At 37.7% G+C, this 25,661-nt stretch carries 22 protein-coding genes; 12 read left to right on the forward strand and 10 right to left on the reverse strand.

The genetic code is table 11. The annotated features are described in order from the left end of the window. Positions 1 to 49 precede the first annotated feature (49 nt). Positions 50 to 1,384 carry a sensor histidine kinase gene (locus tag GUU89_RS00640; protein WP_162126133.1) on the forward strand — a complete coding sequence of 445 codons (1,335 nt, stop codon included), beginning with the start codon at positions 50 to 52 and terminating at the stop codon, positions 1,382 to 1,384. Then, a complete protein-coding gene (locus tag GUU89_RS00645) occupies positions 1,381 to 2,016 on the forward strand; it encodes a response regulator (protein WP_162126134.1) in 636 nt (211 codons plus the stop codon). The genes GUU89_RS00640 and GUU89_RS00645 overlap by 4 nt, the downstream gene beginning before the upstream one ends. 127 nt (positions 2,017 to 2,143) lie before the next feature. Here the strand turns inward: GUU89_RS00645 and GUU89_RS00650 are convergent, their stop codons facing one another. The 3 genes from GUU89_RS00650 to GUU89_RS00660 all read right to left on the reverse strand — a co-directional run bounded on the left by GUU89_RS00650 (position 2,144) and on the right by GUU89_RS00660 (position 4,837). Further along, positions 2,144 to 2,371: a hypothetical protein gene (locus GUU89_RS00650; protein ID WP_162126135.1), complete on the reverse strand. Its 228-nt coding sequence runs from the start codon at positions 2,369 to 2,371 to the stop codon at positions 2,144 to 2,146. A 120-nt stretch (positions 2,372 to 2,491) separates the two neighbouring features. Continuing rightward, positions 2,492 to 3,397: a prohibitin family protein gene (locus tag GUU89_RS00655; protein WP_162126136.1), complete on the reverse strand. Its 906-nt coding sequence runs from the start codon at positions 3,395 to 3,397 to the stop codon at positions 2,492 to 2,494. A gap of 57 nt (positions 3,398 to 3,454) precedes the next feature. Then, complete coding sequence (locus tag GUU89_RS00660; protein WP_162126137.1) at positions 3,455 to 4,837, reverse strand: MATE family efflux transporter; 1,383 nt, start codon at positions 4,835 to 4,837, stop codon at positions 3,455 to 3,457. A 107-nt stretch (positions 4,838 to 4,944) separates the two neighbouring features. On the opposite strand from GUU89_RS00660, the gene GUU89_RS00665 reads away from it, so the two are divergent. Next, positions 4,945 to 5,763 carry a DUF6929 family protein gene (locus tag GUU89_RS00665; RefSeq protein ID WP_162126138.1) on the forward strand — a complete coding sequence of 273 codons (819 nt, stop codon included), beginning with the start codon at positions 4,945 to 4,947 and terminating at the stop codon, positions 5,761 to 5,763. A 3-nt stretch (positions 5,764 to 5,766) separates the two neighbouring features. On the opposite strand, the gene GUU89_RS00670 is transcribed toward GUU89_RS00665, so the two are convergent. Further along, a complete protein-coding gene (locus tag GUU89_RS00670; protein ID WP_162126139.1) occupies positions 5,767 to 7,401 on the reverse strand; it encodes an ABC-F family ATP-binding cassette domain-containing protein in 1,635 nt (544 codons plus the stop codon). A 114-nt stretch (positions 7,402 to 7,515) separates the two neighbouring features. On the opposite strand from GUU89_RS00670, the gene GUU89_RS00675 reads away from it, so the two are divergent. Next, positions 7,516 to 8,739 (forward strand): MFS transporter, encoded by a 1,224-nt coding sequence (locus tag GUU89_RS00675; RefSeq protein ID WP_162126140.1) that lies wholly within the window; start codon positions 7,516 to 7,518, stop codon positions 8,737 to 8,739. Here GUU89_RS00675 and GUU89_RS00680 read toward each other — a convergent pair whose 3' ends face one another. The 3 genes from GUU89_RS00680 to GUU89_RS00690 all read right to left on the reverse strand — a co-directional run bounded on the left by GUU89_RS00680 (position 8,740) and on the right by GUU89_RS00690 (position 10,840). Beyond that, positions 8,740 to 8,955: a putative signal transducing protein gene (locus GUU89_RS00680; protein ID WP_162126141.1), complete on the reverse strand. Its 216-nt coding sequence runs from the start codon at positions 8,953 to 8,955 to the stop codon at positions 8,740 to 8,742. A gap of 45 nt (positions 8,956 to 9,000) precedes the next feature. Then, complete coding sequence (locus GUU89_RS00685; protein WP_162128594.1) at positions 9,001 to 9,600, reverse strand: DEAD/DEAH box helicase; 600 nt, start codon at positions 9,598 to 9,600, stop codon at positions 9,001 to 9,003. A 76-nt stretch (positions 9,601 to 9,676) separates the two neighbouring features. Further along, on the reverse strand, positions 9,677 to 10,840 hold the full coding sequence (locus GUU89_RS00690; RefSeq protein WP_162126142.1) for a sigma-54-dependent transcriptional regulator: 1,164 nt from the start codon (positions 10,838 to 10,840) through the stop codon (positions 9,677 to 9,679). A gap of 205 nt (positions 10,841 to 11,045) precedes the next feature. Here GUU89_RS00690 and panB point away from each other — a divergent pair, with 205 nt between their 5' ends. From panB to ypfJ, 6 genes are all read left to right on the forward strand, one after another. Then, the gene (gene panB / locus GUU89_RS00695) at positions 11,046 to 11,864 is read left to right on the forward strand and encodes a 3-methyl-2-oxobutanoate hydroxymethyltransferase (protein ID WP_162126143.1); all 819 of its coding nucleotides are present in this window, start codon (positions 11,046 to 11,048) and stop codon (positions 11,862 to 11,864) included. Between the two features lie 5 nt (positions 11,865 to 11,869). Then, a complete protein-coding gene (locus GUU89_RS00700) occupies positions 11,870 to 12,565 on the forward strand; it encodes an RluA family pseudouridine synthase (RefSeq protein ID WP_162126144.1) in 696 nt (231 codons plus the stop codon). 51 nt (positions 12,566 to 12,616) lie between these two features. Then, on the forward strand, positions 12,617 to 13,954 hold the full coding sequence (locus GUU89_RS00705) for a conjugal transfer protein TraF (protein WP_162126145.1): 1,338 nt from the start codon (positions 12,617 to 12,619) through the stop codon (positions 13,952 to 13,954). A gap of 6 nt (positions 13,955 to 13,960) precedes the next feature. Then, the gene (locus tag GUU89_RS00710; RefSeq protein ID WP_162126146.1) at positions 13,961 to 15,292 is read left to right on the forward strand and encodes an aldehyde dehydrogenase; all 1,332 of its coding nucleotides are present in this window, start codon (positions 13,961 to 13,963) and stop codon (positions 15,290 to 15,292) included. Between the two features lie 114 nt (positions 15,293 to 15,406). Then, complete coding sequence (locus tag GUU89_RS00715) at positions 15,407 to 19,366, forward strand: PAS domain S-box protein (protein ID WP_162126147.1); 3,960 nt, start codon at positions 15,407 to 15,409, stop codon at positions 19,364 to 19,366. Between the two features lie 12 nt (positions 19,367 to 19,378). Next, positions 19,379 to 20,236 carry a KPN_02809 family neutral zinc metallopeptidase gene (gene ypfJ, locus GUU89_RS00720; protein ID WP_162126148.1) on the forward strand — a complete coding sequence of 286 codons (858 nt, stop codon included), beginning with the start codon at positions 19,379 to 19,381 and terminating at the stop codon, positions 20,234 to 20,236. Here ypfJ and GUU89_RS00725 read toward each other — a convergent pair. Continuing rightward, a complete protein-coding gene (locus tag GUU89_RS00725) occupies positions 20,233 to 21,768 on the reverse strand; it encodes a YifB family Mg chelatase-like AAA ATPase (protein ID WP_162126149.1) in 1,536 nt (511 codons plus the stop codon). The genes ypfJ and GUU89_RS00725 overlap by 4 nt on opposite strands. Positions 21,769 to 21,933: 165 nt before the next feature. Here GUU89_RS00725 and GUU89_RS00730 point away from each other — a divergent pair, with 165 nt between their 5' ends. Further along, entirely contained in the window at positions 21,934 to 22,413 is a 480-nt protein-coding gene (locus GUU89_RS00730; RefSeq protein ID WP_162126150.1) for a hypothetical protein, read from the forward strand. After that, complete coding sequence (locus GUU89_RS00735; protein WP_162126151.1) at positions 22,403 to 22,603, forward strand: helix-turn-helix transcriptional regulator; 201 nt, start codon at positions 22,403 to 22,405, stop codon at positions 22,601 to 22,603. Before GUU89_RS00730 ends, GUU89_RS00735 begins: the two co-directional genes overlap by 11 nt. Positions 22,604 to 22,609: 6 nt before the next feature. On the opposite strand, the gene GUU89_RS00740 is transcribed toward GUU89_RS00735, so the two are convergent. After that, entirely contained in the window at positions 22,610 to 23,512 is a 903-nt protein-coding gene (locus tag GUU89_RS00740; protein ID WP_162126152.1) for a patatin-like phospholipase family protein, read from the reverse strand. After that, a complete protein-coding gene (locus tag GUU89_RS00745; RefSeq protein WP_317163837.1) occupies positions 23,509 to 25,533 on the reverse strand; it encodes a M1 family metallopeptidase in 2,025 nt (674 codons plus the stop codon). The genes GUU89_RS00740 and GUU89_RS00745 overlap by 4 nt, the downstream gene beginning before the upstream one ends. Positions 25,534 to 25,661: the final 128 nt, after the last annotated feature.

Here is a 25,661-nt window from a genome sequence, read left to right on the forward strand (position 1 = left end):
TAAAGGTTTCCTATCCGAAGCCAACGGTAGGAAAGCACTAACAGCGTAAATGATTTTAAACGACCCTTTCTTTATTGGAATTTGTTTTTTTACTATAGGCTTCTTGTCTTTGGTAGGGTTTACCAGTGCCTATCTCAACTACCTTTTCAAATCAAAAACGTATCGGTATTACAGCTTGTATATAGTAACGCTGTTGTTGTTTATTGTGGCGGTTTATGCTAAAGACACTGGTGATTTTCCCTTAAAATCAGACAGGCGCAATGTTATGCAGTTGGTGGTGGATGGGTTACAAATGCTGAGTGCTTTACTCTTTTGCGCTTTTATTTACCATGCCATGGTTTCGCAGGATGTAAAATATAAAAAACTCAAAAAGGCTTATTATTCCTTTATAGCCTTTACTGGGTTCTACTTTATCATCATGCTGCTTTTCCCTGATTTCGTTAGGGTTAGCTTTTCCTTTTTTGTACTGACGCGAGTAATTATTTATCTGATTTCGATACTGTTTTATTACCACATGGCAAAAGGGCTTAAAATAGTCTTCTTCCGTTACTTGTTTTTAGCAACAACTTTTTTATTTGTGTCCGGGATTTTGGCTCTTTGGGACTCAACGGTCAATGCCAAAACGAGCATTTATACCGGTTTTCATTACTTATGTTATGGGTACTTCTTTGAAAATATTTGTTTTATCGGAGCCTTTATTTACAAGTATTTTATAGTGGATAAAGAAAAACGCGAAGTAGAACACCAGCACAAAATGCAGCTTTTTACCACGAAATTTGAAATACAGCAGCAAACGATGGAATACATTGGCAAAGAAATTCACGATAACATAGGTCAAAAGCTCACCTTAGCCAGTTTGTATACCCAACAATTGGAATATAAAAACACCGAACCTGACAGCAAAGAGAGTATTGACAATGTAAGCCTGTTGATTAATGAATCCTTGGCCGAGATGCGGGAATTAACAAAATCCCTTATCGACAATGCCATAGAAAAAAACAGCATTTATAAGTTGATTAAAGAAGAATGTGAACGGGTTAAGAAACTAAAGTTGTTTACGGTAAAACTCAGCTGCAACATTAAAGATATTGATTTGGATTATCAATCGAAAACCATTTTGGTTCGAATACTGCAAGAGTTTTTTCAGAATAGCATTAAGCATTCCGAATGTAAAAACTTAACTTTACAACTCAATGTTTCCGATAAAAATGTAGTACTGATGCTGGTAGACGATGGTAAGGGGTTTGACATTTCTAAAACCTACACTAACGGAATCGGCTTAAACAACATGAAAAAAAGAACCGAAATGCTCGAGGGCCAATTTACACTGGAAAGCCAACTCAGTATAGGAACCAAAGTAACCGTAACCTTACCACTCAAATGAAAAAGACGATTGCCATAGTAGATGATCATACGTTGATTGCACAAGCGTTGAAGGGGATTATTTCTAATTTCAACAACTTTGAAGTTATTTTTGAATGTGAAAACGGTAAAGAACTCATTACCAAAATACCCACGCTTAAAAGCTTGCCCGATATTGTAATGCTCGACATCAGTATGCCGGAGATGAATGGTTTTGATACCGCATTGTGGTTGAACGAGAACTATACGGAGATTAAAATTATGGCACTGAGCATGCAAAACGATGAACAGAGTGTGATTAAAATGATTCGCAACGGCGCCAAAAGTTATCTGCTGAAAAACACGCACCCGCGTGATTTGGAAATAGCCTTAAACAAGGTTACCGAAGAAGGGTTTTATTATCCTGAATGGGTTTCCAAAATTATTTATACCAATATAAACGGTACGGCCAGCAGTTCTGTTTCCAAACTTACCGAAAGAGAAAAAGAGTTCTTGAAATATACCATCACTGAGATGAATTATAAAGAGATTGCCGAATTGATGTGCTGCAGTCCGAGAACTGTAGAAAGCTACAGAGATAATCTTTTTGAAAAACTGGGACTAAAGACCCGCGTAGGGTTGGCAGTATACGCCATGAGAAATGGTTTTTCTTAGCCCTGTATAATAAAAAAGCCGCTTCAACAGATGGTCTTTCATCCTTTGAAGCAGCCTTAAGTTGTTGAAATTCTATATTATAGTAGCTGGTCTCCTTTTATATACCTAAAGAGACCCGGACTAAGCACTACTCTTCGTAGCCTTCCATTTCTTTATCGTAGAATTCTCCGGCCAATGTAATTAAGTGCTCCATTTCTGATTCCAGTTCGGTTTCGTCTTCGCCTTCAAGATCTTCCAAAAACTCTACTTCATCATCTTTTAAATTGATAATAAAACGAGGAAAATCAAGGTGAATAACAAAAATATCATCAGGATAATCAGAGTTGTCGGCCAGTACAAATTTTGGTAATTCCATAGTTGTTGTATTTTATAAAGAGAGAATAGATGATAAACTGATCGCTAACAGTTGCGGCAAAAGTAAAGAATTAATTTTAAAGGGCTCCTGTCTGTTGGTCTATCTCTAGCAGCTCAGCGGTTATTTATCGGATAAAATTACAGGGGCACTCCCTTTACCCATAAAAATAATCTTAGCATTAGCAGAAGTAGCAATCTCCTTTTGGGCTTTGATTTGTTCGTATTGCAATTGTTTGTCGGTCAGTCCGCTCGAAATAATTCTTTGGTAATCGGCTATCCCTTGGGCTTCTACCCTTTTTCGTTCGGCTTCTTGTTTTTCTTTTTGCAGTACGAATTGCATTTTTTGAGCTTCCTGTTCGGCATTAATTTTACTTTCGATAGTGGTTTTTACCGAAGCAGGCAGGTTGATATTACGAATTAACAGTTGTTCTAAGACCAATCCTCTTTTCTTGAAATCTTGTTCAATAGATTGAAAAATACGTTGCTGAAATTCGTTTCTTTTAGTCGAATACAAGGCCACGGCATCGTAGTAAACGGCGTTGTCACGAATACGGGTTCTGGTTACCGGACGCACAATTTTATCGGTATAGTTCTCCCCTATGCCTTTTAAAATTTTAGGGGCGTCTTGAGGAATCACTCGGTAAAGCACCGTTAAATCAATCACCACTTCCAAACCATCGTTTGATAAAACACGGATAGCATCATCACCTTCTTGGGCGCCTTCGCTATGTATGGCCGACATGGTATAGTTTTGCGTTTGGGCATCAAAAACGGTAATATCCAAAAGGGGGTTAACGAGGTGCAAACCACTTTCTAAAATATCGGGTTGCACGTTTCCGTAAAGTGATTTGACCCCCACTTTACCAGCGTCAATTTGTTTAAACGCAGAGGAAAGCAATCCGATTAGAATGATTACAAAACCCAGTATTTTAAATAGATTGGCAAATTTAGAAAGCGGATTAACATTGTTTTTTAGCGTAATGCTGATAATAATTAAGATAGCACCAATAATAATAGAAAGTATCATTTTACTTGTTTTAAATTATACGGTGATTATACGCAACTGTTAAAAGGAAGTTACAACTTATTGGGAAGTATTTTCTGAAGCCAGCTTTTTGGTCAGGTAATGAAAACGGATGAAAAGAAAGACGGCGGCGGCGGTTAATCCGGCCAATAAACCAATCCATACCCCAACTGCTCCCAGATTGGTCTTGATTCCTAAATAATAGGACGTTGGAAAGCCCACTAACCAATAGGCCACAAAGGTAATGTACATTGGGATTTTTACATCCTGTAACCCTCGTAAAGCTCCAAGCACCACTACCTGAATTCCGTCTGAAATTTGGAAAACGGCGGCTACCAAAAGGAGTTTAGCGGCAATAGTAATCACCTCCTGATTGTCTAACAGTTGGGATTGATTTTCCATGTTGAGAAACAAATAGGGCAAAACCTGATGCAAGGCTACGAACATCACTGCAAAGATAATTTCGATAATAATGGCCAATAAAAAGATGGAACGGGCTACAACTATTAATTGTTTATAATCGTTTAATCCTTTCTGATTACTTACTCGTATCATAGAAACCACACTCAGTCCCATAGCAAACATGAAAGTCATGGAAGCCAAACTCAGCGCGATTTGATTGGCAGCCTGGCTGGTTTTTCCGATATTCCCGCAAAGCCAGATTCCGGCGGTGAACAGCACTACTTCAAACAGCATTTGCATAGCTGAAGGTAATCCAAGGTTGACAATCTTTTTTATTGTTTCTTTCTTGATTTCTTCAAAACTAAACTCTTGAAAATAGGGCTTTAGTTCTTCCTTTTTGACCAAAATAAAATGCATAAAAACCACCATCGCGATACGGGAAATCACCGTACCCAAACCCGCTCCCAGTATGCCCATTTTTGGAAAAACCCAAACCCCGTAAATCAAACAGTAGTTGATAGGAACGTGGATAACATTGGCCATAACAATAGCATACATCGAGATTTTGGTCATCGAAAGCCCGTCTGCAAATTGCTTATACCCTTGATAAATAATCAGGGGAACCAATGAAAAAGCAACCCAAGACAAATACGGACGCGCCAAGGTAATTACTTCTTCAGGCTGGTGTAATAACTCCATTATCGGCTTGGCCAGCATCACTAATCCGAAGAGGGCAAATCCCAGAATGATACACAAAAACAAACCGTGATGAAAAGCCGCACGAATTTTTCCGGTATCTTTTTCGGCATCTGCTTCGGCCACTATAGGTGTGATGGCTGTTGAAAAACCGATACCCAATGACATAGCAACAAACACCAAGCTATTACCTAAAGAAACGGCCGCCAGCTCGGTACTACCCAATTTTCCGACCATTATATTATCAACAATAGCAATTAAGGTATGGCCCAGCATACCCAGTATCACCGGATAAGCCAGTTGCATATTGTATCGAAATTCTTTGGTGTATTGAGCTAAATTCACAGCGCTATTTTTTTCAGTGGGCAAAGATAGTGAGGATTTCTCTTTTTATTAGCCTTAAAAAAATCAATCCTGAAGATTTTAATTCTATTCCTCTTTATATTTGTCTTATGCAAAACATACAACTACTTCCCTATTTTGAAATCAAAGGAATTGCGGCCGCTTCAGGCTTAGTTTATAAAGACGATTCGCTGTTTATTATTTCTGATGACAGCACTTTTTTATACGAATACCGTTTTACCGACAAAGCGCTTAACAAGATTAAACTCTTTGAAGACAGTCAGGAAAGCTTAGCTAAAAAAGACAAAGCCGATTTTGAATCGATAACTCTTTTTGAAAACACGCTTTATATATTTGGCTCCGGCTCTACCAAAAAGAGGGACATTCGAGTAAAATACCATTTGGATAGCCAAGAAATCAAAGCAAAAGATGTATCCAAATTGCATAAAAAACTCCGCCAAACCATAGCACTTGACGAAGACGAACTCAACATTGAAGGCGTTATCATTGATACCGAAAATTATTATTTGTTTCAAAGAGGAAATGGGGCTCAGGCACAAAACGGTATTTTCACGGTTAACAAAGTGGATAAAACTGTACGTTTCCATTTGATTTTGTTGCCCAAAGTGAACTCAATTGAAGCTACGTTTACCGATGCTGTTGAAGTTGATGACAAAGTATATTTCACAGCAGCTTGTGAAGACACCACCTCAACCTATACTGACGGAGAAATCTATGGTAGCTTTTTAGGGTGTATGGATTTGAAAACCAAGGAAGTCACTTTCGTACAGCAAATTGCAGCAAAACAAAAATTTGAAGGCTTAACGTTATTTAAACAAACGCCAACACAACTTGAATTTTTGCTTTGTGAGGATAATGATACCGAAGAATTAGAATCTGTTATTTACAAATTAACAGTAGAATTGTAATTGTTATTTCTCAATTTCACGCAGCGATTCCATTTTCTTATGCGCCAAGAATCCTTTAATGTCTTCAAAATGTTCTTTCACGCGTTTGTTTCCGAATTCGAATACTTTGGTGGCCAACCCATCAAGGAAGTCACGGTCGTGAGATACCAAGATTAAAGTTCCGTCAAAATCTTTAAGTGCTTCTTTGATGATGTCTTTGGTCTTCATGTCTAAGTGATTAGAAGGCTCATCCAGAATCAGTAAGTTTACCGGTTCCAGTAACAATTTAATCATAGCTAAACGGGTTTTCTCACCACCTGACAATACTTTGACTTTCTTTTGAATGTCATCGCCATGGAACATAAAGGCTCCTAAAATATTTTTGATTTGAGTACGAATTTCTCCCACGGCAATATTATCAATCGTTTCAAAAATCGTAGCATTTTCATCTAATAACGAGGCTTGATTTTGGGCAAAATAGCCGATTTGTGCATTATGGCCAACCTCAACATTTCCGCTATTGATTTCAATTTCTTTCATTATAGCTTTAATCATGGTCGATTTTCCTTCCCCGTTTTTCCCCACAAAAGCTACTTTCTGTCCGCGTTCAATTACCATATTGGCATCCTTAAAAATCAAATGGTCTCCATACGATTTCTCCAAATCGCGAACAATAACAGGATATTGACCGGAACGTACCGAAGGCGGGAATTTCAACTTCAGGGCCGAGTTGTCAATTTCATCTATTTCAACCGGAACCAATTTTTCTAACATTCTTACGCGCGATTGCACTTGTTCTGTTTTAGAGAAAGTACCTCTGAAACGCTCAATAAAGGCTTGATTCTCGGCTATAAACTTTTGCTGTTCGTCATAGGCCTTTTGCTGGTGTACGCGACGGTCTTTACGCAATTCTAGATAGTGCGAATATTTGGCTTTGTAATCGTAAATTCTACCCATCGTTACTTCGATGGTACGGTTGGTAATATTATCGACAAACGCACGGTCGTGGGAAATCACCATTACCGCTTTCGCCTGATTGATTAAGAAATCTTCGAGCCACTGAATACTATCCATATCCAAGTGGTTCGTTGGCTCATCCAACAAAATCAAGTCGGGTTGTTTCAACAGGATTTTAGCCAACTCTATACGCATGCGCCATCCTCCTGAAAACTCTGAGGTAGGTCGGTTGAAATCTTCTCTTTCAAATCCCAGTCCTTTCAACACCTTCTCTACTTCGGCTTCGTAATTTACCTCTTCTATGGAATAGTATTTTTCACTAAGCTCCGAAACACGTTCAATCAGTTTCATATAAGCATCGCTTTCATAATCAGTACGAATGGTTAGCTGCTCATTGATTTCGTCAATCTCGGCCTTCATTTTGAACACTTCGGCAAAAGCTTTCGATGCTTCTTCCATAACTGTGCAATTGTCTGCTGCCAGTAAATGCTGAGGCAAATAGGCAATTACCGCTTCTTTGGGCGCTGAGATATTCCCTCGGGAAGGTTTGTTTTCGCCGGCTACGATTTTAAGTAAGGTTGATTTACCGGCACCGTTTTTACCCATTAAGGCAATTTTATCGGTTTCGTTGATGGCAAAAGTCACTTCGCTGAACAGTGTGGTGCCGCCAAATTCTACGGCTATGTCGTTAATAGTTATCATGAGCTATTTTTTGAAGCGGCAAAGATAGTCTAATTTGAAGATGTGTCAATTTGAAAATTTGAAAATGTCTGCTTAGTTTTATTTATCTTTATTGCATCAACATTTCTCCGTAACATGCCTTTAATAGATTATAGTTTCCTGTCCAAAATTTTGCCCAAAGCCAAGATTAAAAAGAGCTTTAGGAAAGCCAAAAAATCGTATCTCAACAGGGTTCGACTGGCTACTTCTTTGTTTTTCTTTGGTATGGGATTTTGTTTTGCCACTTGGGCGAGTCGCATCCCGGATATTAAATCGGTGTTGCAACTAAGCGAAGCGGCTTTGGGAACTTTGTTGTTTGCCATTCCGGTTGGACAATTGATTGCTATGCCGTTTTCGGGAAAAGTGGTCACGCATTATGGTAGCCGCACTATTTCAATACTCGGCTTGTTGTTGTATGCTGTTTGTCTCACTTTACTGGGATTGGCAACCACTAGTTGGCAGTTAGCCATTGGTTTGTTCTTGTTTGGTTTTTTCGGCAACTTTTGCAACATCGCTGTAAACACACAAGGGGTTTATACGCAGCAATTGTTTGATAAGCCCATCATTGGTTCCTTTCACGGTTCGTGGAGTTTGGCCGGTTTCTGCGGTGCTTTGGTAGGTTTGGTAATGTTGGCTTTTAAGCTGAGTCCGTTACAACATTTTGCTGTTGCCTTGAGCTTGGTTATTGCCATAGTACTGCTCAATTATAAATTCATCCTCAAAGTAAAATCAAAACAACGGGAGGAAAAATCAAGCTATTCTTTTTTTAAAAATCCTGATATGACGTTGATTTGGTTAGGCATAGTTTGTTTTTGCGGAATGGCCAGCGAAGGGATTATGTTTGACTGGAGTGGTGTGTATTTTAAAGAAATTATAAAAGCGCCCGGTGCTTTGGTGGTTTTGGGTTATACTACTTTTATGATCAGTATGGCCTCAGGACGGTTTTTGAGCGATATATTGGTTAGGAAATATAGTGCCAAAAAAGTACTCATCAGTAGCGGTCTGGTAATTTCAGCCGGTTTGTATATGGCGGTTTTATTGCCTTATCTGATTCCGTGTACTATTGCTTTTATGCTGGTAGGATTTGGCGTTTCTAATGTAGTACCAATCATATTCAACGTGGCCGGAAACAACGAAAAAGTACCTCCCGGCATTGCCTTAACTATAGTTACCAGCATCAGTTTTTTGGGGTTTTTAATTGGTCCGCCTTTAATTGGATTCATTGCCGAATTGACCAGTTTAAAATACTCCTTTGCTGTTATTGGTGTATTTGGAATAATTATTTCAATTTTGGTAAGTCGATTGAGGCTATTTAAGTAATTACAAACTCAACCGAAACGCTTCAATCACCGGACTGGCTTTACCATAATCAACTTCCATGATGAATAATTCCACCGGTTTAGCGGTTTGAATGCTTGGCAATACATTAGCCTGATTGTTATTTCGGAGCACCACATTGATATTGGCTTCTTCCAATCTTTCTTTTAAAGTAACGGCAAGAATTTCTTCACCCGAGAATATTTTGATAAGTCCCATTTTATTAATTACGAATTAAAAATTATGAATTACGAGTTGCAACCTTTACTCCTCCATTTCGAAGAAGAGTGGTTCAATCATGATTTTATCTGCCAGTACTTCTACTCTTTCAGTGATTTGAGAACAAAAGAACAAACGTTGTGTTTTTTCGATACTCATGGACAAACGTTGTACAATAGCATCATGGCGCAAACGGAAAAGAATATCAGCGTCATCTACCACAAACATTTTGATGGTATTGATATTAAAACCTGCCGAGGCAAAAATGGTGTTTATCTTGGTAGGAGTACCAATTAAAACATCTAATCCCATTGAAATGATGTTTTTATCATAATCGATATCGCCTTTGTCATGTACGCCCAGTATGCTCAAATCGGTGTAAGTACCATATTTTAAAAACAGTTCTTCCATTTCTAAAACACGCTCTTTGTTTTCAACCATAATCAACGCTCGAGTACTTTCGCCCATGGTTTTTTCCATACGTTGAATGACATTCAAAACTATAGTAGTGGTTTTACCGGTACCTTCAGGCGACTGAATTACAGCATCGGCACCACTCTTTATAGTAGAAAAGGTAGCCGACTGTATCTCATTGGCTTCAGTTAATTTGTTTTCAATGAGAGCTTGTTGCAGGCTTGGGTTTATTTTTTTAGATTCATTTTTTTCTTTTTGCTTTTAGCCAACAGAATTCTTCTAATCGTTAACTGCTGATAGCTGACAGTTATTTTGAGGCAAATAATTTCACATCCGTTTCAGAAATCTCAGTTCCGCCTAGGATAATCAATCTTTCTACTACGTTTCTCAATTCGCGGATGTTTCCGGTCCAGTCGTATTCTTGTAATAGTTTGACGGCATCTTTTGAAAATGACTTGGTGGCGTTTCCTTGTTCTTCGGCAATTTTTACGGCGAAGTGTTCTATCAATAACGGAATATCATCTCTCCTATCGTTCAAAGACGGGACTTTGATTAAGATAACAGCCAAACGGTGGTATAAATCTTCCCGAAATCTTCCTTCTGCAATTTCCTTTTTCAAATCTTTATTGGTTGCCGCAACCACGCGTACATTGATTTTGATATCCTTATCGGCACCTACTCTTTGAATCAAACTTTCCTGTAGCGCGCGTAACACTTTGGCTTGTGCCGACAAACTCATATCACCAATTTCATCCAAGAAAATGGTACCGCCATCGGCTGCTTCGAACTTTCCGGCTCGGTCTTTTACGGCTGAAGTAAAGGCTCCTTTTACGTGCCCGAACAATTCGCTTTCAATCAATTCTGAGGGAATAGCAGCACAGTTTACCTCTATCATTGGAGCATTGGCTCTTTCGCTTTTTTCGTGTAATTGGTGCGCCACGAGTTCTTTTCCGGTACCATTTGGGCCAGTGATTAATACGCGGGCATCTGTCAAAGCGACTTTGTCAATCATTTGTTTAATTTGATTGATTGGTTCACTTTTACCTATGATTTCGTAGTTTTTGGAAACTTTCTTCTTTAGAATTTTGTTTTCTACTACCAATTGTTTTTTATCTAAAGCGTTGCGAACAGTATTTAACAACCTATTTAAATCTGGGGGTTTCGAAATGTAATCGAATGCTCCTAAACGCATAGTATTTACTGCCGTTTCCAAGTCGCCGTGACCGGAAATCATAACCATTGGAATTTCGGGCTTTATTTTTTTAACCGCTTCTAACAGTTCTTCACCGTTCATTTTGGGCATTTTGATATCGCAAAGCACTAAATCGTAGTCTTCGTTTTTGATTTTTTCAAATCCCAACTTGCCGTCTTCGGCTTCTTCTACTATATAAGTATCGCTTTCTTCAATAAGTATTCGGCTTAATACTTTTCGGATGGAAAGTTCGTCTTCGATGATTAATATTTTCGGCATACTGTTAAAAATTTATGGATGGCTAACTAGCCCTGATGGGAGCGGCTACCGTGTAGCGCAGACAGCAGGAATATGGTTTAGCATTTGCCCAAGCCATTCGCTCCTAATCCGTTTTGACAAAAGTAGTATAATTTCACATTAGGCACCTTACTTTTGTGCCATCAAAAATAGATTTAATACTTTTACACTTCCAAAACGAACCACTATGTCTACAGCAAAAAAAGATTACAAAAGAATTACCACTAAGTCCCTATTTGATATGAAGGCCAATGGCGAGAAGATTTCGATGTTGACGGCTTATGATTATACTATGGCTAAAATTGTAGATACGGCGGGCGTTGACGTGATTTTGGTAGGCGATTCAGCCAGTAATGTGATGGCGGGACATGAAACGACTTTGCCTATTACGTTAGACCAAATGATTTATCACGCTTCCTCTGTAGTGAGAGCTATTGACAGAGCCTTAGTTGTAGTGGATTTACCTTTCGGAAGTTACCAATCTGACCCCAAAGAGGCTTTGCGTTCGGCTATCAGAATCATGAAGGAAAGTGGTGGTCATGCTGTAAAAATGGAAGGCGGTAGTGAAATTAAAGAAAGTATCAAGCGCATCTTAAATGCCGGTATTCCGGTGATGGGTCATTTGGGTTTGACACCACAATCGATATACAAATTTGGTACCTACACCGTACGAGCCAAAGAAGAAGCGGAAGCAGAACAATTGATTGAAGATGCTAAATTGCTAGAAAAATTGGGCTGTTTTGCTTTAGTTTTGGAAAAAATTCCGGCTGCCTTGGCCGAGAAAGTAGCCAAAACGATTTCCATTCCGGTAATTGGTATTGGTGCTGGTGGCGGTGTAGATGGACAAGTATTAGTAATTCACGATATGCTTGGCATGAACAACGAATTCAGTCCCCGATTTTTGAGACGTTACATGAACTTATACGAAGGAATGACCAAAGCTATCGGACAATATGTAGACGATGTAAAATCGCAGGACTTTCCGAATAAGAGTGAGCAGTATTAATTTGTATGGCTGAGAAGATAGTTTCTACCAAAAATAATTTACAAATCCTTCATGAAGATAACCATGTTATTGTGGTTAATAAGCGCGTAGGCGATATTGTCCAGGGAGATAAAACAGGAGATAAACCCTTATCAGAAGTAGTCAAAGAATATATCAAAGATAAATACCAAAAACCCGGAGAAGTTTTTTTGGGCGTAGTGCATCGCTTAGACAGACCCACTACCGGCATCGTGGTTTTTGCCAGAACGAGCAAAGCTTTAACACGTTTGAATGAATTATTCAGCAACCGCGAAACGAAGAAAACGTATTGGGCTGTAGTAAAAAACAAACCACCCAAAACAGAAGATACACTTATTCATTTTCTGAAACGAAATGAAAAAAACAATACTTCAAAAGCCCATCTAAAAGAAGTACCGGAAAGCAAAAAAGCCAGTCTGGATTATAAAATCATCAAAGAATTAGACAATTACTTTGCTTTAGAAATCAATCTGCATACCGGAAGACATCACCAAATCAGAGCACAACTAGCGGCTATTGGTTGCCCAATCAAAGGCGATTTGAAATACGGTTTTGACCGCAGTAATCCGGATGGCGGCATTCATCTGCATGCCCGAAAGTTGGTTTTCGTTCATCCGGTCACTAAAGAAAATCTTGAAATTATTGCGCCCACCCCAAAAGATGTTATTTGGAATTTGATTTAATACTAAAAATTGTATATTTACGATTAGTTAGTAACCCAAATAACATCTGCTATGAAGAAAATCATTGTAACCCTTGGTTTATTTATTGGTTTTAGTGCTTTGGCACAAGAACATTTTTCCGGAATGAGTACCTCCAATCGTGTTGGTATTATAAACGGAGTGATGAATCCTGCTGAATTTGCAAATCTTTCTAAACGATTTGAAGTTAATATTTACGGACTGAGCTTTAGTGTGGCTAACAATAAAATTGGTTTTAGCGACATCAACTCCGATGCTGATTTTGAAGATTTACTTTTTCAAGGAACAGATCCTGTTGACGCACGAGTTGATGCAGAAATATTAGGTCCCGGATTTGCCATGAAATGGAAAAAATGGGGATTCGCGTTTACCACAAAAGCTTATACCAATTTTAATATTATTGATGTTGACCCTGCTATTGGTAATGCCATTGCCAATGATAATTTGGTGTTCAATACAACCTTACTAAACAGTAGCAATAACCAACGTTTAAATGGTGTTGCTTATGGCGAAGTTGGTTTATCGGCAGGACGGAATTTATTTGAAAACGAGAAGCACCTTTTCAGCGCTGGGATTTCGCTTAAATTTTTATTCCCGGGTACATATTCCAATTTTGGTCTAGATAACCTGAATGGACAAATCACACAAAATGTTTCAGGTGCCTATCTTACTACCAATTCGCCGGCAACGTTAAACATTGCCTATTCCGGAAACTTAGCGGACAGTTTTACCAATTTCAGTGATTATAGTAAATCCATTTTTGGCGGATTGAATGGTACTGCAATTGATATTGGTTTCAATTATCAATGGAAAGGCGGTAGTAAAGACTATAAAGTCAATGCAGGTTTAGCATTCAAAAACTTGGGAAGCATGACCTTTAAAGACAGTAATAATGCTTCAACCAATTATGCTTTTAGCACTCAAGGTCCTGGCCCTTTAGATTTGAGTCTGTTTGATGGAGTTGATAATTTGAAAGATGTAGAAACTATTTTAAGACAAAAAGGTTATTTAACTGAATTACCTAATCAGAAAAGTTTCAAAGTAAAGTTACCTGCCATGATTAACTTGTATGCCGACTTTAAAATCATCCCTAAAATTTATGTTTCCGGTTTTTTACAACAAAAATTACAAGACAACGAAGGCAACGACCAAATTACCACAGTTAATACTTTTACCCTGACTCCGCGATTTACCCTAGGCTTCTTTGAAGCATTTTTACCGGTGAATAACAATGAGATTTCCGGAACAAATGTGGGTGTTGGATTGCGATTCAGAGGTTTCTATCTGGGCTCAGGCTCTATTGTTACGGCCTTAATCAACGACAGCAAACAAGCCGATATTTATACCGGATTCCGCTGGGCCTTTTTGTAAACCCGAATGAGTTTTACGTTGGATATTCATCACAGAAAACAAGCGTTACTGAAATTGCTGAATTCTGTACAATTACATGAAGAGGCCATTATAAAAGCCCTTTATGACGATTTCAAGAAACCGGCTTTTGAGTCCGTTTTTAGTGAAACCAGTTTTATTCTGGCCGAACTTAATCATACAATTACCAATATTCATAAATGGGCAAAGCCGCAACGGGTTTTGCCTTCGCTTTTAAATTTTCCGTCAACGGATTATATCTACAAAGAACCTTATGGTAAAGTACTGATCATTGCACCGTGGAATTATCCATATCAATTGGTGTTGTCTCCTATGATAGCTGCCATTGCCGCAGGAAACCAAGTGGTAGTCAAACCATCAGAACTAACGCCGAACACTTCGCGTATCATAGCCAAAATCATTAGTGAAACTTTTGATAAAAATCATGTAGACTGCATCGAAGGAGGTGTTGAAGTCACACAACAATTACTCGCACAGCGCTGGGACTATATCTTCTTTACCGGAAGTGTTACTGTTGGAAAGATTGTAGCCAAAGCTGCTGCTGAAAATTTAACCCCGGTGACGCTAGAATTAGGAGGTAAAAACCCATGTATTGTTGCCGAAAATGCCAATCTGAAATTAGCTGCCAAAAGAATCGTTTGGGGAAAATTCCTTAATGCCGGACAAACTTGTATTGCACCGGATTATATTTTGGCACATCAAAAAATAAAAAGAACTTTCATTGACTATCTAAAAGCAGAAATTACCACGGCCTATGTTGAAAATCCTGAAGCTTCACCTGATTTTGCCCGAATCATCAATGCAAAAAACTGGAAACGACTGGTAACTTTATTGGAAAACGAAACCATTGTTTTTGGCGGTAATAGTAACGCTTCGGATTGTTATTTATCACCAACCATTATAGACGAACCGAATCTGGAAAGCCCGGTGATGCATGAGGAAATTTTTGGTCCAATCCTCCCTGTTGTAAGTTTTGAAACCGAAGCCGATTTGCAACGCATCATTTCAAAATATGAAAAACCGCTTTCTTTGTATGTATTCTCAGACGATACCCAATTCGCTAAAAAAATCATACAAAATTTTTCTTTTGGCGGGGGTTGTATCAATGATACCGTAGTGCATTTTGCCAATAAACGATTGCCTTTTGGTGGTGTCGGACACAGCGGCATTGGGGCCTATCACGGGAAGTTTGCTTTTGCTACCTTTTCACATCATAAACCCGTTGTAAAAAAAGGAAACTGGCTTGATTTGCCCTTTAGATATGCTCCTTATCAGGGGAAAATTAAGTTGATAAAAAACGTATTGAAATGGTTTTCATAATCCTTAAAAATATGAGACTGTAATTGGCCATTGTATTTTTATTTTTATGTATATTGGAGCAGAAAATAGGTAACCCTTAAACTGAATTGTCTAATTGGATAAAATTACACTACTTTGAATACGCTTGTTTCATTTGCAAACATCAATAGCTATATAATAATCAGTTTATTATTAATTGTTTTAATGCTATTTTATGTAGCTATTAGTAAAACATTACAAAAAAAATTAAATCTCAGCACTAAATATTCCGATTTTGAACCCAATGCGGAACAATTCAGAATCTATTTACTCTTTTTCGGAATAACCATTCCATTGGTAGAAATTATTGTTGATGTTTTCGAAATAAGAGCCACGAGTCATCTGGCTGTTAATTTATCGGTAGGTGGATTGCTTTTGTCTTTGTATTATTTAACCGGCAGATATGACTATTTTTATAAGTCCCTCAATAAAATATTTACCTTTTTATATTTAAGTTATTTTTGCTACATAGCCTACAATGTCTTCTTCAGGCCTTTTGAATTGCTTGCCTACGTTGGATTGATTCTGGGATTTTTCCTTTCGTATTTTGTTATCAAAAACATTACGCGCTATTGGCTGTTTGTTTTTGTTTCAATGCTTACCTTGGCTATAGCTTATTACGCTGTACTCATTGACAAAAAACTAATTATCCTGCTTTTATGCGCTTTTATAACCATCAGTGCCATACATATTTCAACGCATTTAGCCTCCATTGGAGTTAAAAACAAATTCATTTTTTCCGACATTATTGTCAACAACGGAAATTCATTAATTATCACCACTAATAAAAAAGGAGAGCTGTCGTTTTGCAGTGAATCGGTGGAAACCATTTTAGGCTATACGGTAGAAGAAGTTTTAGGTTTTGGTTTTTGGAAATTAACTGAAGACCCCGAGTTTATTGGTGAAGAGTATCACGATGATTATGTTGACGGGAGACTCCACATTCGGAAATTAAAATGCCGCAACGGCGACTACAAATACATTCAATGGAAAGATAAAAAATACTCCGACGATATTACTATCGGAATTGGACAGGATGTAACCGAGCAAGTAAAAATCAAAGACCAATACCGCAGTTTAATTGAATCGGCTGCCGATTTGATTTATGAAATCGATTTAGACGCCCAAATAACTTATGTTAATCATTTCACCGAAAAAACACTGGGCTATTCCAGAGAAGATATCTTAAATAAAAATTACTCCAACTTTATCCGACAGGATTATCTGGACTATGTTGTCGATTTTTATAAAGAGGTACCAAAAGAAGCGCAAGACTATAATGACTTGGTTTTCCCATTGCTTAAAAATGACGGAGATACCATTTGGGTTTCCCAAAAAGTTACTTTAAAAAGAAATGAAAACGGAGAAGTCATAGGCTACTCGGCTATTGCCCGAGACATTACTTTGGTTAAAAATCTTGAAATAGAGCATTACAACCGAAGCAAAAAAGTCAGAGTTCACAATGAGACATTAAAAAAACTAACTTCTCAAAGTTATTCCAACAAAGATACTTTTAATGGTATTCTAAAAAACATCTTAAAGGTAGCGGGTACTAATTGCGCCATTGACCGAGTAAGTTATTGGTCTTACATTCCTGAAGGACTTCGCTGTGAAAGCATTTATTATTTAAAAAGTGATCGTTTTGAAAAGAACTTTTTTCTGGCTATTGAAAACTATCCAACCTATTTCAATCAAATAGAAACCGGTATACAAATTGTTGCTTCGAACGTATACAACAACAACATCACTTCAGAACTTTGCTTAGATTACTTCCCCAAAAACAACATCAAGTCAATGCTTGATACGCCTATTTTTATCAATGGCAAAATCATTGGTATTTTGTGCTTCGAAGCCATCGAAATCACCAGAGATTGGGACAATGAAGACATTAATTTTTCACGCTCTATTGCCGATTTGATTGCTATTGCCATCGAATCCCAAATGCGTATTGAGGTAGAACAAAAATTATCCTATAAAAGCGATATCCTTTTAGAAATAACCAAAAACACTGAACGCTTTTTATTATCAAAAAACACCAGTGAAATCTTTACCGGAATTCTCGAAACAATTGGAATTGTAACCAATGTAGATAAACTTTCTTTTTTTGAAAGTGACAACCAAAATAAAATTTACACTCAAAAATACCGTTGGACAGCAAAAACCAACTCGTTAACTGAACCAAATCCAGAACTGATAAATGTGTCTCATAATGCTATTCCGGAGATTTCAGCACAATTGGTTCAAAACAAAATTTACTATTCCACCATACGAAAAATGACAGACGAGGTATCGCGCACCTTTTTACAGCAGTTGGATACCAAATCAGTACTTTTTATTCCCGTTTTTGTAAAATCTGCTTTTTACGGTTTTATAGTTTTTGACGATTCTACCAAAGAGAGAGAATGGTCATCTGACGAAGTTGGGGCATTGCAAACACTGACCAATAATATTTCTTATGCTATCGAAAGAAATATTAATGAGGCGATGCTTCAGGAAAGCGAAGAAAAATTCCGATTGTTGGCCAACAACATTCCGGGAACCGTTCACCTTTCTAAATACGATGAGAAATGGTCCAAAATTTACCTCAATGACGAAATTGAAAAACTAACGGGATACCCAAAATCTGATTTTCTGTCCAATAAAATTCACTACATCGATTTGGTGCATCCGGATGATTTGAAAATTGTACAAAACAAAGCCAGCGAATTATTTAAAGACCGACAAAAAATACACTTAATCTACCGAATCATCAACAAAAATGGGCATTACATTTGGGTAGAAGAATTTGGAGAACCTATTTTCAAAGGCGAAGAAATTGTTTATATTGTTGGGATTTTTATCGACATTACGCAACGAATGGAAGCCGAAGAAGCCATCAAAGCCAAGAATTATGCAGAAGCAGCCAACAGAGCCAAATCAGAATTCTTAGCCAATATGAGCCACGAAATCAGAACGCCTTTAAACGGAATTATTGGTTTTACCGAACTACTTATGAATACCGATTTGGAAAGCATTCAGAAAAAATACATGGAAACGGTCAATCAATCGGCCAATGCCCTTATGGAGGTTATCAATAATATTTTGGATTTTTCTAAGATAGAATCCGGAAAATTAGAATTGAATGTTGAGAAGTTTGATGTTTACGATTTAGCCAATCAAGTGATTGAATTAATAAAATATGAAGCCAATCTAAAAAAATTAGAACTCAATTTGAACATCGAAGAAAATGTGCCAAAGTACATTTGGATTGACTACATTCGATTGAAACAAGTCTTAATCAATTTACTGAGTAATGCTGTTAAATTTACAGAAAGTGGTAGCATCGACTTAACCATTTCTGTTTTCAAACTGCTTGATAATAATAAAATACAACTCCAATTTTCGGTAAAAGATACCGGAATTGGTATCAAAAAGAAAAACCAACTGCGCATCTTTGAAGCCTTTTCGCAAGAAGACAGTTCAACTACCAAAAAGTTCGGGGGTACCGGTCTTGGTCTTTCCATCTCCAACCAACTTTTGGGGTTAATGAATAGTCAACTGGAACTCAGCAGCGAAGCCGACAAAGGCAGTAATTTTAGTTTCATTCTCGAAGTGAACTATTCTAATGAAATCATAAGCAACGATAATTCGGTTGATTTTTATGCCAAAACAGCTCCTAAAACAAATGTTATTTCAAACGATGCTAAAGTAGTTTTTATTGTAGAAGATAATAAAATCAATATGCTTTTGGCCAAAACCTTAGTCAAACAAATCTTGCCGAATGCTGAAGTAATTGAATTAGAAAATGGTAAAGAAGCGCTCGAAAAAGCACAAAACCAATTACCGGATTTGATTTTAATGGACATCCAAATGCCTATAATGAATGGGTATGAAGCTTCGGTCGAGATCAGAAAACTACCGCATTCAAAAAGAGTTCCGATTATTGCCTTAACTGCCGGAACCATAGTTGGTGAAAAAGAAAAATGCATCGAATTTGGCATGAATGATTATATTCCAAAACCTATTGACAAAGAATTTTTGGAAAATATTATTCGTGAATACATAACTACTAACTAAAAAATCAAGCATATGAAATGGAAAGGTTTAGGAGAAAGTGACAATGTAGAAGATAGAAGAGGCATGTCGGGTAAGGGAAAAGCACTCGTTGGTGGTGGTGTAATCGGTATTATTATTTTGTTACTCAACATCTTTGGTGGCGAAAATGCTCAAATGCTTACACCGGTATTGGAACAAATGAATCAAGGCAATACCACAGAACAAACCGAAAATAGGGAACTTACCGTCGAAGAAAAAGAAATCGGCAGTTTTGCTAGTACTATGTTCAAACTCAATGAAGATACCTGGAGCCAGATTTTTATTGAAAACGGACAAGACTATGATAAGCCTAAAATGGTTTTGTTTTATGACAATGTAGAAACAGGTTGTGGAAGTGCCTCCTCAGCGTCAGGTCCGTTTTACTGTCCGGCCGACAATAAAGTGTATATGGATTTACGCTTTTTTGAAGAACTAAAATCACGCTTTGGAGCCGAAGGTGGTGATTTTGCCATTGCCTATGTCATTGCACATGAAGTAGGACATCATATTCAAAATCTGCTGGGTACTTCGGATAAAGTACGTCAACTGCAAGCCGAGAAAAGTGAAGCCGAAGGAAATAAACTTTCTGTTTGTTTAGAGTTGCAAGCCGATTTTTATGCCGGAGTTTGGGCCAAACACAACAGCCAATATTTGGAAACCGGTGATATAGAAGAAGCCTTGAGCGCTGCCAATGCAGTAGGTGACGATGCCATTCAAAGCAAAATGCAAGGTCACGTAGTTCCTGACAGTTTTACCCATGGCACTTCGGAACAACGCATGTATTGGTTTAACCGAGGTTATAAAACAGGTGATATTTCACAAGGAGATACTTTTAAAGGATTGTTGAATTAACCCAGCCACCCTTCCCTATCCAAACTTCGATACTGGATGGCTTCTGCAATATGATTAGAATTTACACTTTCCGATTGCTCTAAATCAGCTATAGTTCTGGCTACTTTCAAGATTCGGTCATAAGCTCTTGCCGAAAGATTGAGTCGTTCCATCGCTGTTTTCAAAAGTTGTAATGAGGTTTCGTTCAAAGCACAGAAAGTTCTTATTTGTTTCGTGCTCATTTGGGCATTGTAGTGGATGGCTTCAAAATTTTCAAAGCGTTGCGATTGAATTTCTCTGGCTTTGGTGACGCGTTCCCGAATCAGCACACTGCTTTCTGCCGGACGGGTTTCTGTCAGTTTTTCAAATGGCACCGGAGTTACTTCAATATGAATGTCAATCCTGTCTAACAAAGGGCCGGAAATTTTACCCAAATACCGTTGCATCTCAGCAGGCGAAGAAGTTACCGGCGCATCAGGATCATTGAAATAACCACCCGGACTCGGATTCATACTTGCCACCAACATTATAGAAGAAGGATAAGTAATAGAAAATTTTGCTCTGGAAATAGTTACTTCTCTATCTTCTAACGGCTGGCGCATGACTTCTAAAACTTCTCTTTTGAATTCGGGCAACTCGTCTAAAAACAAAACACCATTGTGAGCTAAGGATATTTCTCCAGGTTGCGGATAACTGCCACCACCGACCAAAGCTGCCGCTGAAGCAGAATGATGCGGACTCCTGAAGGGCCTTTGATTCATCAACCCAACCTCTTTTATCTTACCGGCCACACTGTGAATTTTGGTAGTTTCTAACGCTTCTTTCATAGTCATCGGTGGCAAAATACTGGGCAATCGCTTAGCTAACATGGTTTTTCCTGAACCCGGCGGGCCAATTAAAATTATATTATGACCACCCGCTGCCGCAATTTCCATACAGCGCTTAATGCTTTCCTGTCCTTTGACATCAGCAAAATCAAATTCGGGAAAATCCAAGGTTTTATAAAATTCCTCACGGGTATCGATAACCGTAGGTTCCAAGCTACCTTTTCCTTCAAAAAAATCAATGACTTCCAAAACATTTTCTACACCGTAAACATTTAATCCCGACACGATAGCAGCCTCTTTTACGTTTTGTTTGGGCAAAAAGAATCCTTTAAATCCTTCTTCTTTGGCTTTGATTGCAATAGACAAAGCACCTTTTATAGGTTGCAAACCACCGTCCAGTGACAATTCGCCCATGATTAGATATTGGTCAACTTCATCCGCTTTGATTTGTCCTGAAGCCGCTAAAATACCAATGGCCAATGTCAAATCATAAGCTGACCCTTCTTTGCGCAAATCGGCTGGTGCCATATTAATCGTAATTTTTTTGACCGGTAAATTATAGCCGTTATTTTTCAATGCTGCGGCTATTCGATAACTGCTTTCCTTAATAGCGTTATCAGGCAAACCGACTAAATGATAGCCAACTCCTTTATCAATATTAACTTCCACCGTCACGGTAGTGGCCTCTACGCCAAATACTGCACTTCCAAAGACTTTAACTAACATATACTATTTTATTTACAAAATAAAAATAATAAAATAGTTACAAAAGCTGCATCTTCAATAGATAAAATTTGCACAGATGTAAAATAAAGCAAACTTTATGTAAAGTTTATTTGTCTATTTGTAAAATATAATATACTTTTGAATTGAATCAATCTTTTAAGAAATATGAAAACACATTTTTTATTACCAAACAAATTTAAAGTAGTAGGCTGGTTTTTATTTGTGCCTTGTTTTGTCTTTTCGATATTGGTTTCCATACTGAATATCAATTTAGACAGTTATCTTAAAGTAAAAGTTTTTGCTTTTACAGAAACCGGGATAATGGAACCCGACAGCTATTTTACTTTTACAGAAAATAGTATTGCCGATGAATTATTACTTTTTGGTTTAATAATAGGCGGAATTTTAATTGGCTTCTCCAAACTAAAAACAGAAGACGAATTCACCTCCAAAATCAGATACGAAAGCTTAGTATGGGCAACATACCTCAACTACGGATTGATTTTGCTGTTTACTATTTTCATCTATGGCATATCGTACCTGAATGTATTATTTTACAATACATTTACGCTATTGCTGTTTTTCATTATCCGCTTTCATTATCAAATTTACAAACTCAATAAAACCACTGGCGATGACGAATAATTTGAGAGTACTGAGAGCAATTAAAAACATTTCTCAGGAGGAATTGGCCAAACAAATACAAGTAAGCCGACAAACCATCAATGCTATGGAAAAAGGAAAATATGTTCCTTCAACCGTTTTGGCATTGAAACTGGCGCGCTTTTTTGAAAAATCGGTAGAAGAAATTTTTGCTTTGGAACAAGAGGATTAAAGCGATTTACTGCAAATTATCACTCATTAAGTCACTCTTGTTTTTGGCATAATCATACCCTTGCTGCCACCATTGCTTCATTTTTTCTTTGTTAAAAATCAAGGCATTGTTGGTCAATTGGGTTGGAGTGTAATATAAATTGAGTTTTACATTTTTATTGTTGGCAGCCAATTTTCCGATGGTGATATCATGCTTCTCCACTTGATTTAACAAGGTTTGAAACAAATCGATCATCAATGAAAACGGGTTTTTCCCGATAGATTTGGGGATGCTTTGCATTTCGGTTTCCAAAATTACAACATCTACTTCGGTAGCACCACGGTTTATGGCTTCGCGTATAGGAACCAAACTCGAAAATCCGCCGTCACCGTACTCATTATTTTCTTTGGTCACCAAACTCATAAACGGAATGTAGTTGCAGGAAATCCAAATCCAATCACAAAATTCATCATACTCAAAGTCAATAATCGATTTATATTCGACTTCATTTTTAGAAAGATTGGTAACGGTAACAACAATATTACAACCCGAGGCTTTAAGTTGGTTAAATTCGGCCAGAGTGAAGTTTTCTTTGATGTAACTCTTGAGTCGGTGGCTTTCGCCGAATGTTCTCTTTCCTTTTAAAAACTGCAGCAATACATTAAAGTGATTAATGGAAACCACATCGATATCGTCTTTCTTTTTCACCACAAACGGATTGATGTCAAAAATTTTGCTCATATCCACACTGGTGTAAATGCCGTGAATTTTATCAACATTGCCCAAAGCCAAATGCGGAATCAACAAACTTCCGGTGGAACTTCCGATAAGCAAATCGTATTTATGAAATTTTTCCTGAAGCAAATACTGCGCAACGCCCCCGCCAAAAGCCCCTTTACTCCCGCCTCCTGATATAACTAAGGCTCTCATGGTTTTTCGCTTAAGAGTTTTTGCAACTGATTTTTATCGGCTTCCGGTAGTATGGGCAATAACGATTCAAACAAACTTCGATAGCCTTCTTGCGGCAATAATTCTCGAATATTTTCGCGACCAAATTTACTGAATTGCCATTTGTAATGGGTAGTGGCATTGACCAAATTTTTCAAAACAGCAACATCCTTATCACTAATGGTTAATGCGTTAATGATGGCATTTTGGCGCACAGAGCTCTCGTATTTAGAAGATGTATAATCTATTAATTCGTTATAATACTTGGTTTTAATCTCACTTTTATCTTCGGTAGAAAGTATGGAAAACGTGAGAAACAGTATCCTTAAACTTTTATCGTTGCCTCCAATCCAGTTTTGGGCTTTGGCCAAATAATTGCTCCTACTGTCCGGGAAATTTTTCCACAAATTCATAAATGAAATTTCCTTAGTGTCATAAGAGTTGTCGTTCAGTAAGGTTTCATATTTTGATTTGAATTCTAACGGAATTTCCTCTGTAAACTCTGCTACCGACTGGCGTACTTTGATATCATTGGTTTGCAACGCTATATCCAGCAACTCTTTTTTATCTTCAAACGGAATGTATTTTATCTGATATAGAATCTCCGTTTTAACAGGATAAAAAGCGTTGGATTGCAGTATGGTTTTATACGTTTCTTTATTTTCTGCAAATGTTTTTTTTCGCAATTGTTGTGTTTCAAAAAGCGCTTGAATGAATTTATTCTTCTTCAATAAAGCATTAGCTTCCTCAGTTTGAAAATGATAATCCTGCAGCCACGTTTTCTTAAATGCTTGTGTATCAAAATGCGACACTTTTCTAATTTCTGCCAAAAAATCATCGGTTTCGGCATTTTGGTATTGGTACTTTTTCAAATAACTTTTTACTGCTTTCTGAAATGCTTTTGGCCCGATGGCTTCCCGAATCACATGCAAAGCCCAAGCACCTTTTTGGTAAAACGACAGCGAACTGGCTCGCTCATGCATCACCGGAATTGTGTCTGATTTAGCCGCATTGCGCAACTGCAAAGAGGTTCTGTATAGTTGGTGGTAAAAATAATCGTCCCCAAAAACCTGTCGTTCCGCCAACAACGCATAATAAGTTGCGAATCCTTCCTGCAACCAGTGGTGTTTTCCTGAGGTTGCCGTTACCAAATCACCAAACCACTGATGAGCCAACTCATGAGCATTGACATTCACATAATTTCGGTCGTTGAATCCAACATTGTCTATTACAAAGTCTTGAGCGAAAATGGTAGAACTGGTATTTTCCATTCCGGCATAAAGGAAATCTTCTACCGGAATTTGTTTATAGATTTTCCATGGGTATTTCACGCCGATTTCCTTTTCCAAATAATCAAATATTTCTCTGGAATAGCGGTATGTGGTTTCAAACTTTCCGGTGTCTTTCGGCTGAATAAATAGCTGCAACGGAATTCCCGATTTGGAACCTACCGCTTTATTGCTGAAATCGCCAATGGCCACCGACAATAAATAGGAACTCATAGGTTTCAACATTTCGTATTTCCAGATTTTTTTGTCCTTATCCGGCAACACGTCTTTCAAAACACCATTAGATATAACATTGTAATTTTTATCAAACGAAATATTTAAATTAAAAATCACTTTCTCATTCACATCATCAAAACTCGGAAACCAGTGACTCGTATATTTCCCTTGCCCTTGGGTCCAAACTTGTTGATTGCTAATAGTAGCATTGCTGAAGTCGCCATTGAAATACATCGTTTGTTTTGGCTTGGCTTCATAGGTAAAGGTTAAAGTGTATTTCCCTTTTTTATACCCGTCAAACAATAGTAGTTTTTTTCCGGAGTTGCTGAACTTAGCTTCTTTGCCGTTCATTTCTACCGCGTTGAATGTCGTGTTTTGTGCATCAATTTTAATGGTATCCACAGTTTCTTTTACATCTAAAACATACCGAACCGAACCATAGACCTTCTTCTCTATCGGGTTGATGGTAATGTTGCCATAAGCGATTTTGAAATCCACTTTTGAAGATGGTTGGGCGAAAGAAAAAATGCTGAACAGTAGTAAAAAAACTTGACGCATTGGCTTGAATTATTTGTTACGAATATAATCATTTTCAATTTGACACATTTTCAAATTTTCAAATTAAA

It is taken from the genome of Flavobacterium phycosphaerae, from assembly GCF_010119235.1.
Classification (GTDB): domain Bacteria; phylum Bacteroidota; class Bacteroidia; order Flavobacteriales; family Flavobacteriaceae; genus Flavobacterium; species Flavobacterium phycosphaerae.

Coding starts and splice junctions, on each gene's coding strand:
- GUU89_RS00640 (WP_162126133.1), top strand. CDS start 50: ATGATTTTAAACGACCCTTTCTTTATTGGAATTTGTTTTTTTACTATA.
- GUU89_RS00645 (WP_162126134.1), top strand. CDS start 1,381: ATGAAAAAGACGATTGCCATAGTAGATGATCATACGTTGATTGCACAA.
- GUU89_RS00650 (WP_162126135.1), bottom strand. CDS start 2,371: ATGGAATTACCAAAATTTGTACTGGCCGACAACTCTGATTATCCTGAT.
- GUU89_RS00655 (WP_162126136.1), bottom strand. CDS start 3,397: ATGATACTTTCTATTATTATTGGTGCTATCTTAATTATTATCAGCATT.
- GUU89_RS00665 (WP_162126138.1), top strand. CDS start 4,945: ATGCAAAACATACAACTACTTCCCTATTTTGAAATCAAAGGAATTGCG.
- GUU89_RS00670 (WP_162126139.1), bottom strand. CDS start 7,401: ATGATAACTATTAACGACATAGCCGTAGAATTTGGCGGCACCACACTG.
- GUU89_RS00675 (WP_162126140.1), top strand. CDS start 7,516: ATGCCTTTAATAGATTATAGTTTCCTGTCCAAAATTTTGCCCAAAGCC.
- GUU89_RS00680 (WP_162126141.1), bottom strand. CDS start 8,955: ATGGGACTTATCAAAATATTCTCGGGTGAAGAAATTCTTGCCGTTACT.
- GUU89_RS00690 (WP_162126142.1), bottom strand. CDS start 10,840: ATGCCGAAAATATTAATCATCGAAGACGAACTTTCCATCCGAAAAGTA.
- panB (WP_162126143.1), top strand. CDS start 11,046: ATGTCTACAGCAAAAAAAGATTACAAAAGAATTACCACTAAGTCCCTA.
- GUU89_RS00700 (WP_162126144.1), top strand. CDS start 11,870: ATGGCTGAGAAGATAGTTTCTACCAAAAATAATTTACAAATCCTTCAT.
- GUU89_RS00705 (WP_162126145.1), top strand. CDS start 12,617: ATGAAGAAAATCATTGTAACCCTTGGTTTATTTATTGGTTTTAGTGCT.
- GUU89_RS00710 (WP_162126146.1), top strand. CDS start 13,961: ATGAGTTTTACGTTGGATATTCATCACAGAAAACAAGCGTTACTGAAA.
- ypfJ (WP_162126148.1), top strand. CDS start 19,379: ATGAAATGGAAAGGTTTAGGAGAAAGTGACAATGTAGAAGATAGAAGA.
- GUU89_RS00725 (WP_162126149.1), bottom strand. CDS start 21,768: ATGTTAGTTAAAGTCTTTGGAAGTGCAGTATTTGGCGTAGAGGCCACT.
- GUU89_RS00730 (WP_162126150.1), top strand. CDS start 21,934: ATGAAAACACATTTTTTATTACCAAACAAATTTAAAGTAGTAGGCTGG.
- GUU89_RS00735 (WP_162126151.1), top strand. CDS start 22,403: ATGACGAATAATTTGAGAGTACTGAGAGCAATTAAAAACATTTCTCAG.
- GUU89_RS00740 (WP_162126152.1), bottom strand. CDS start 23,512: ATGAGAGCCTTAGTTATATCAGGAGGCGGGAGTAAAGGGGCTTTTGGC.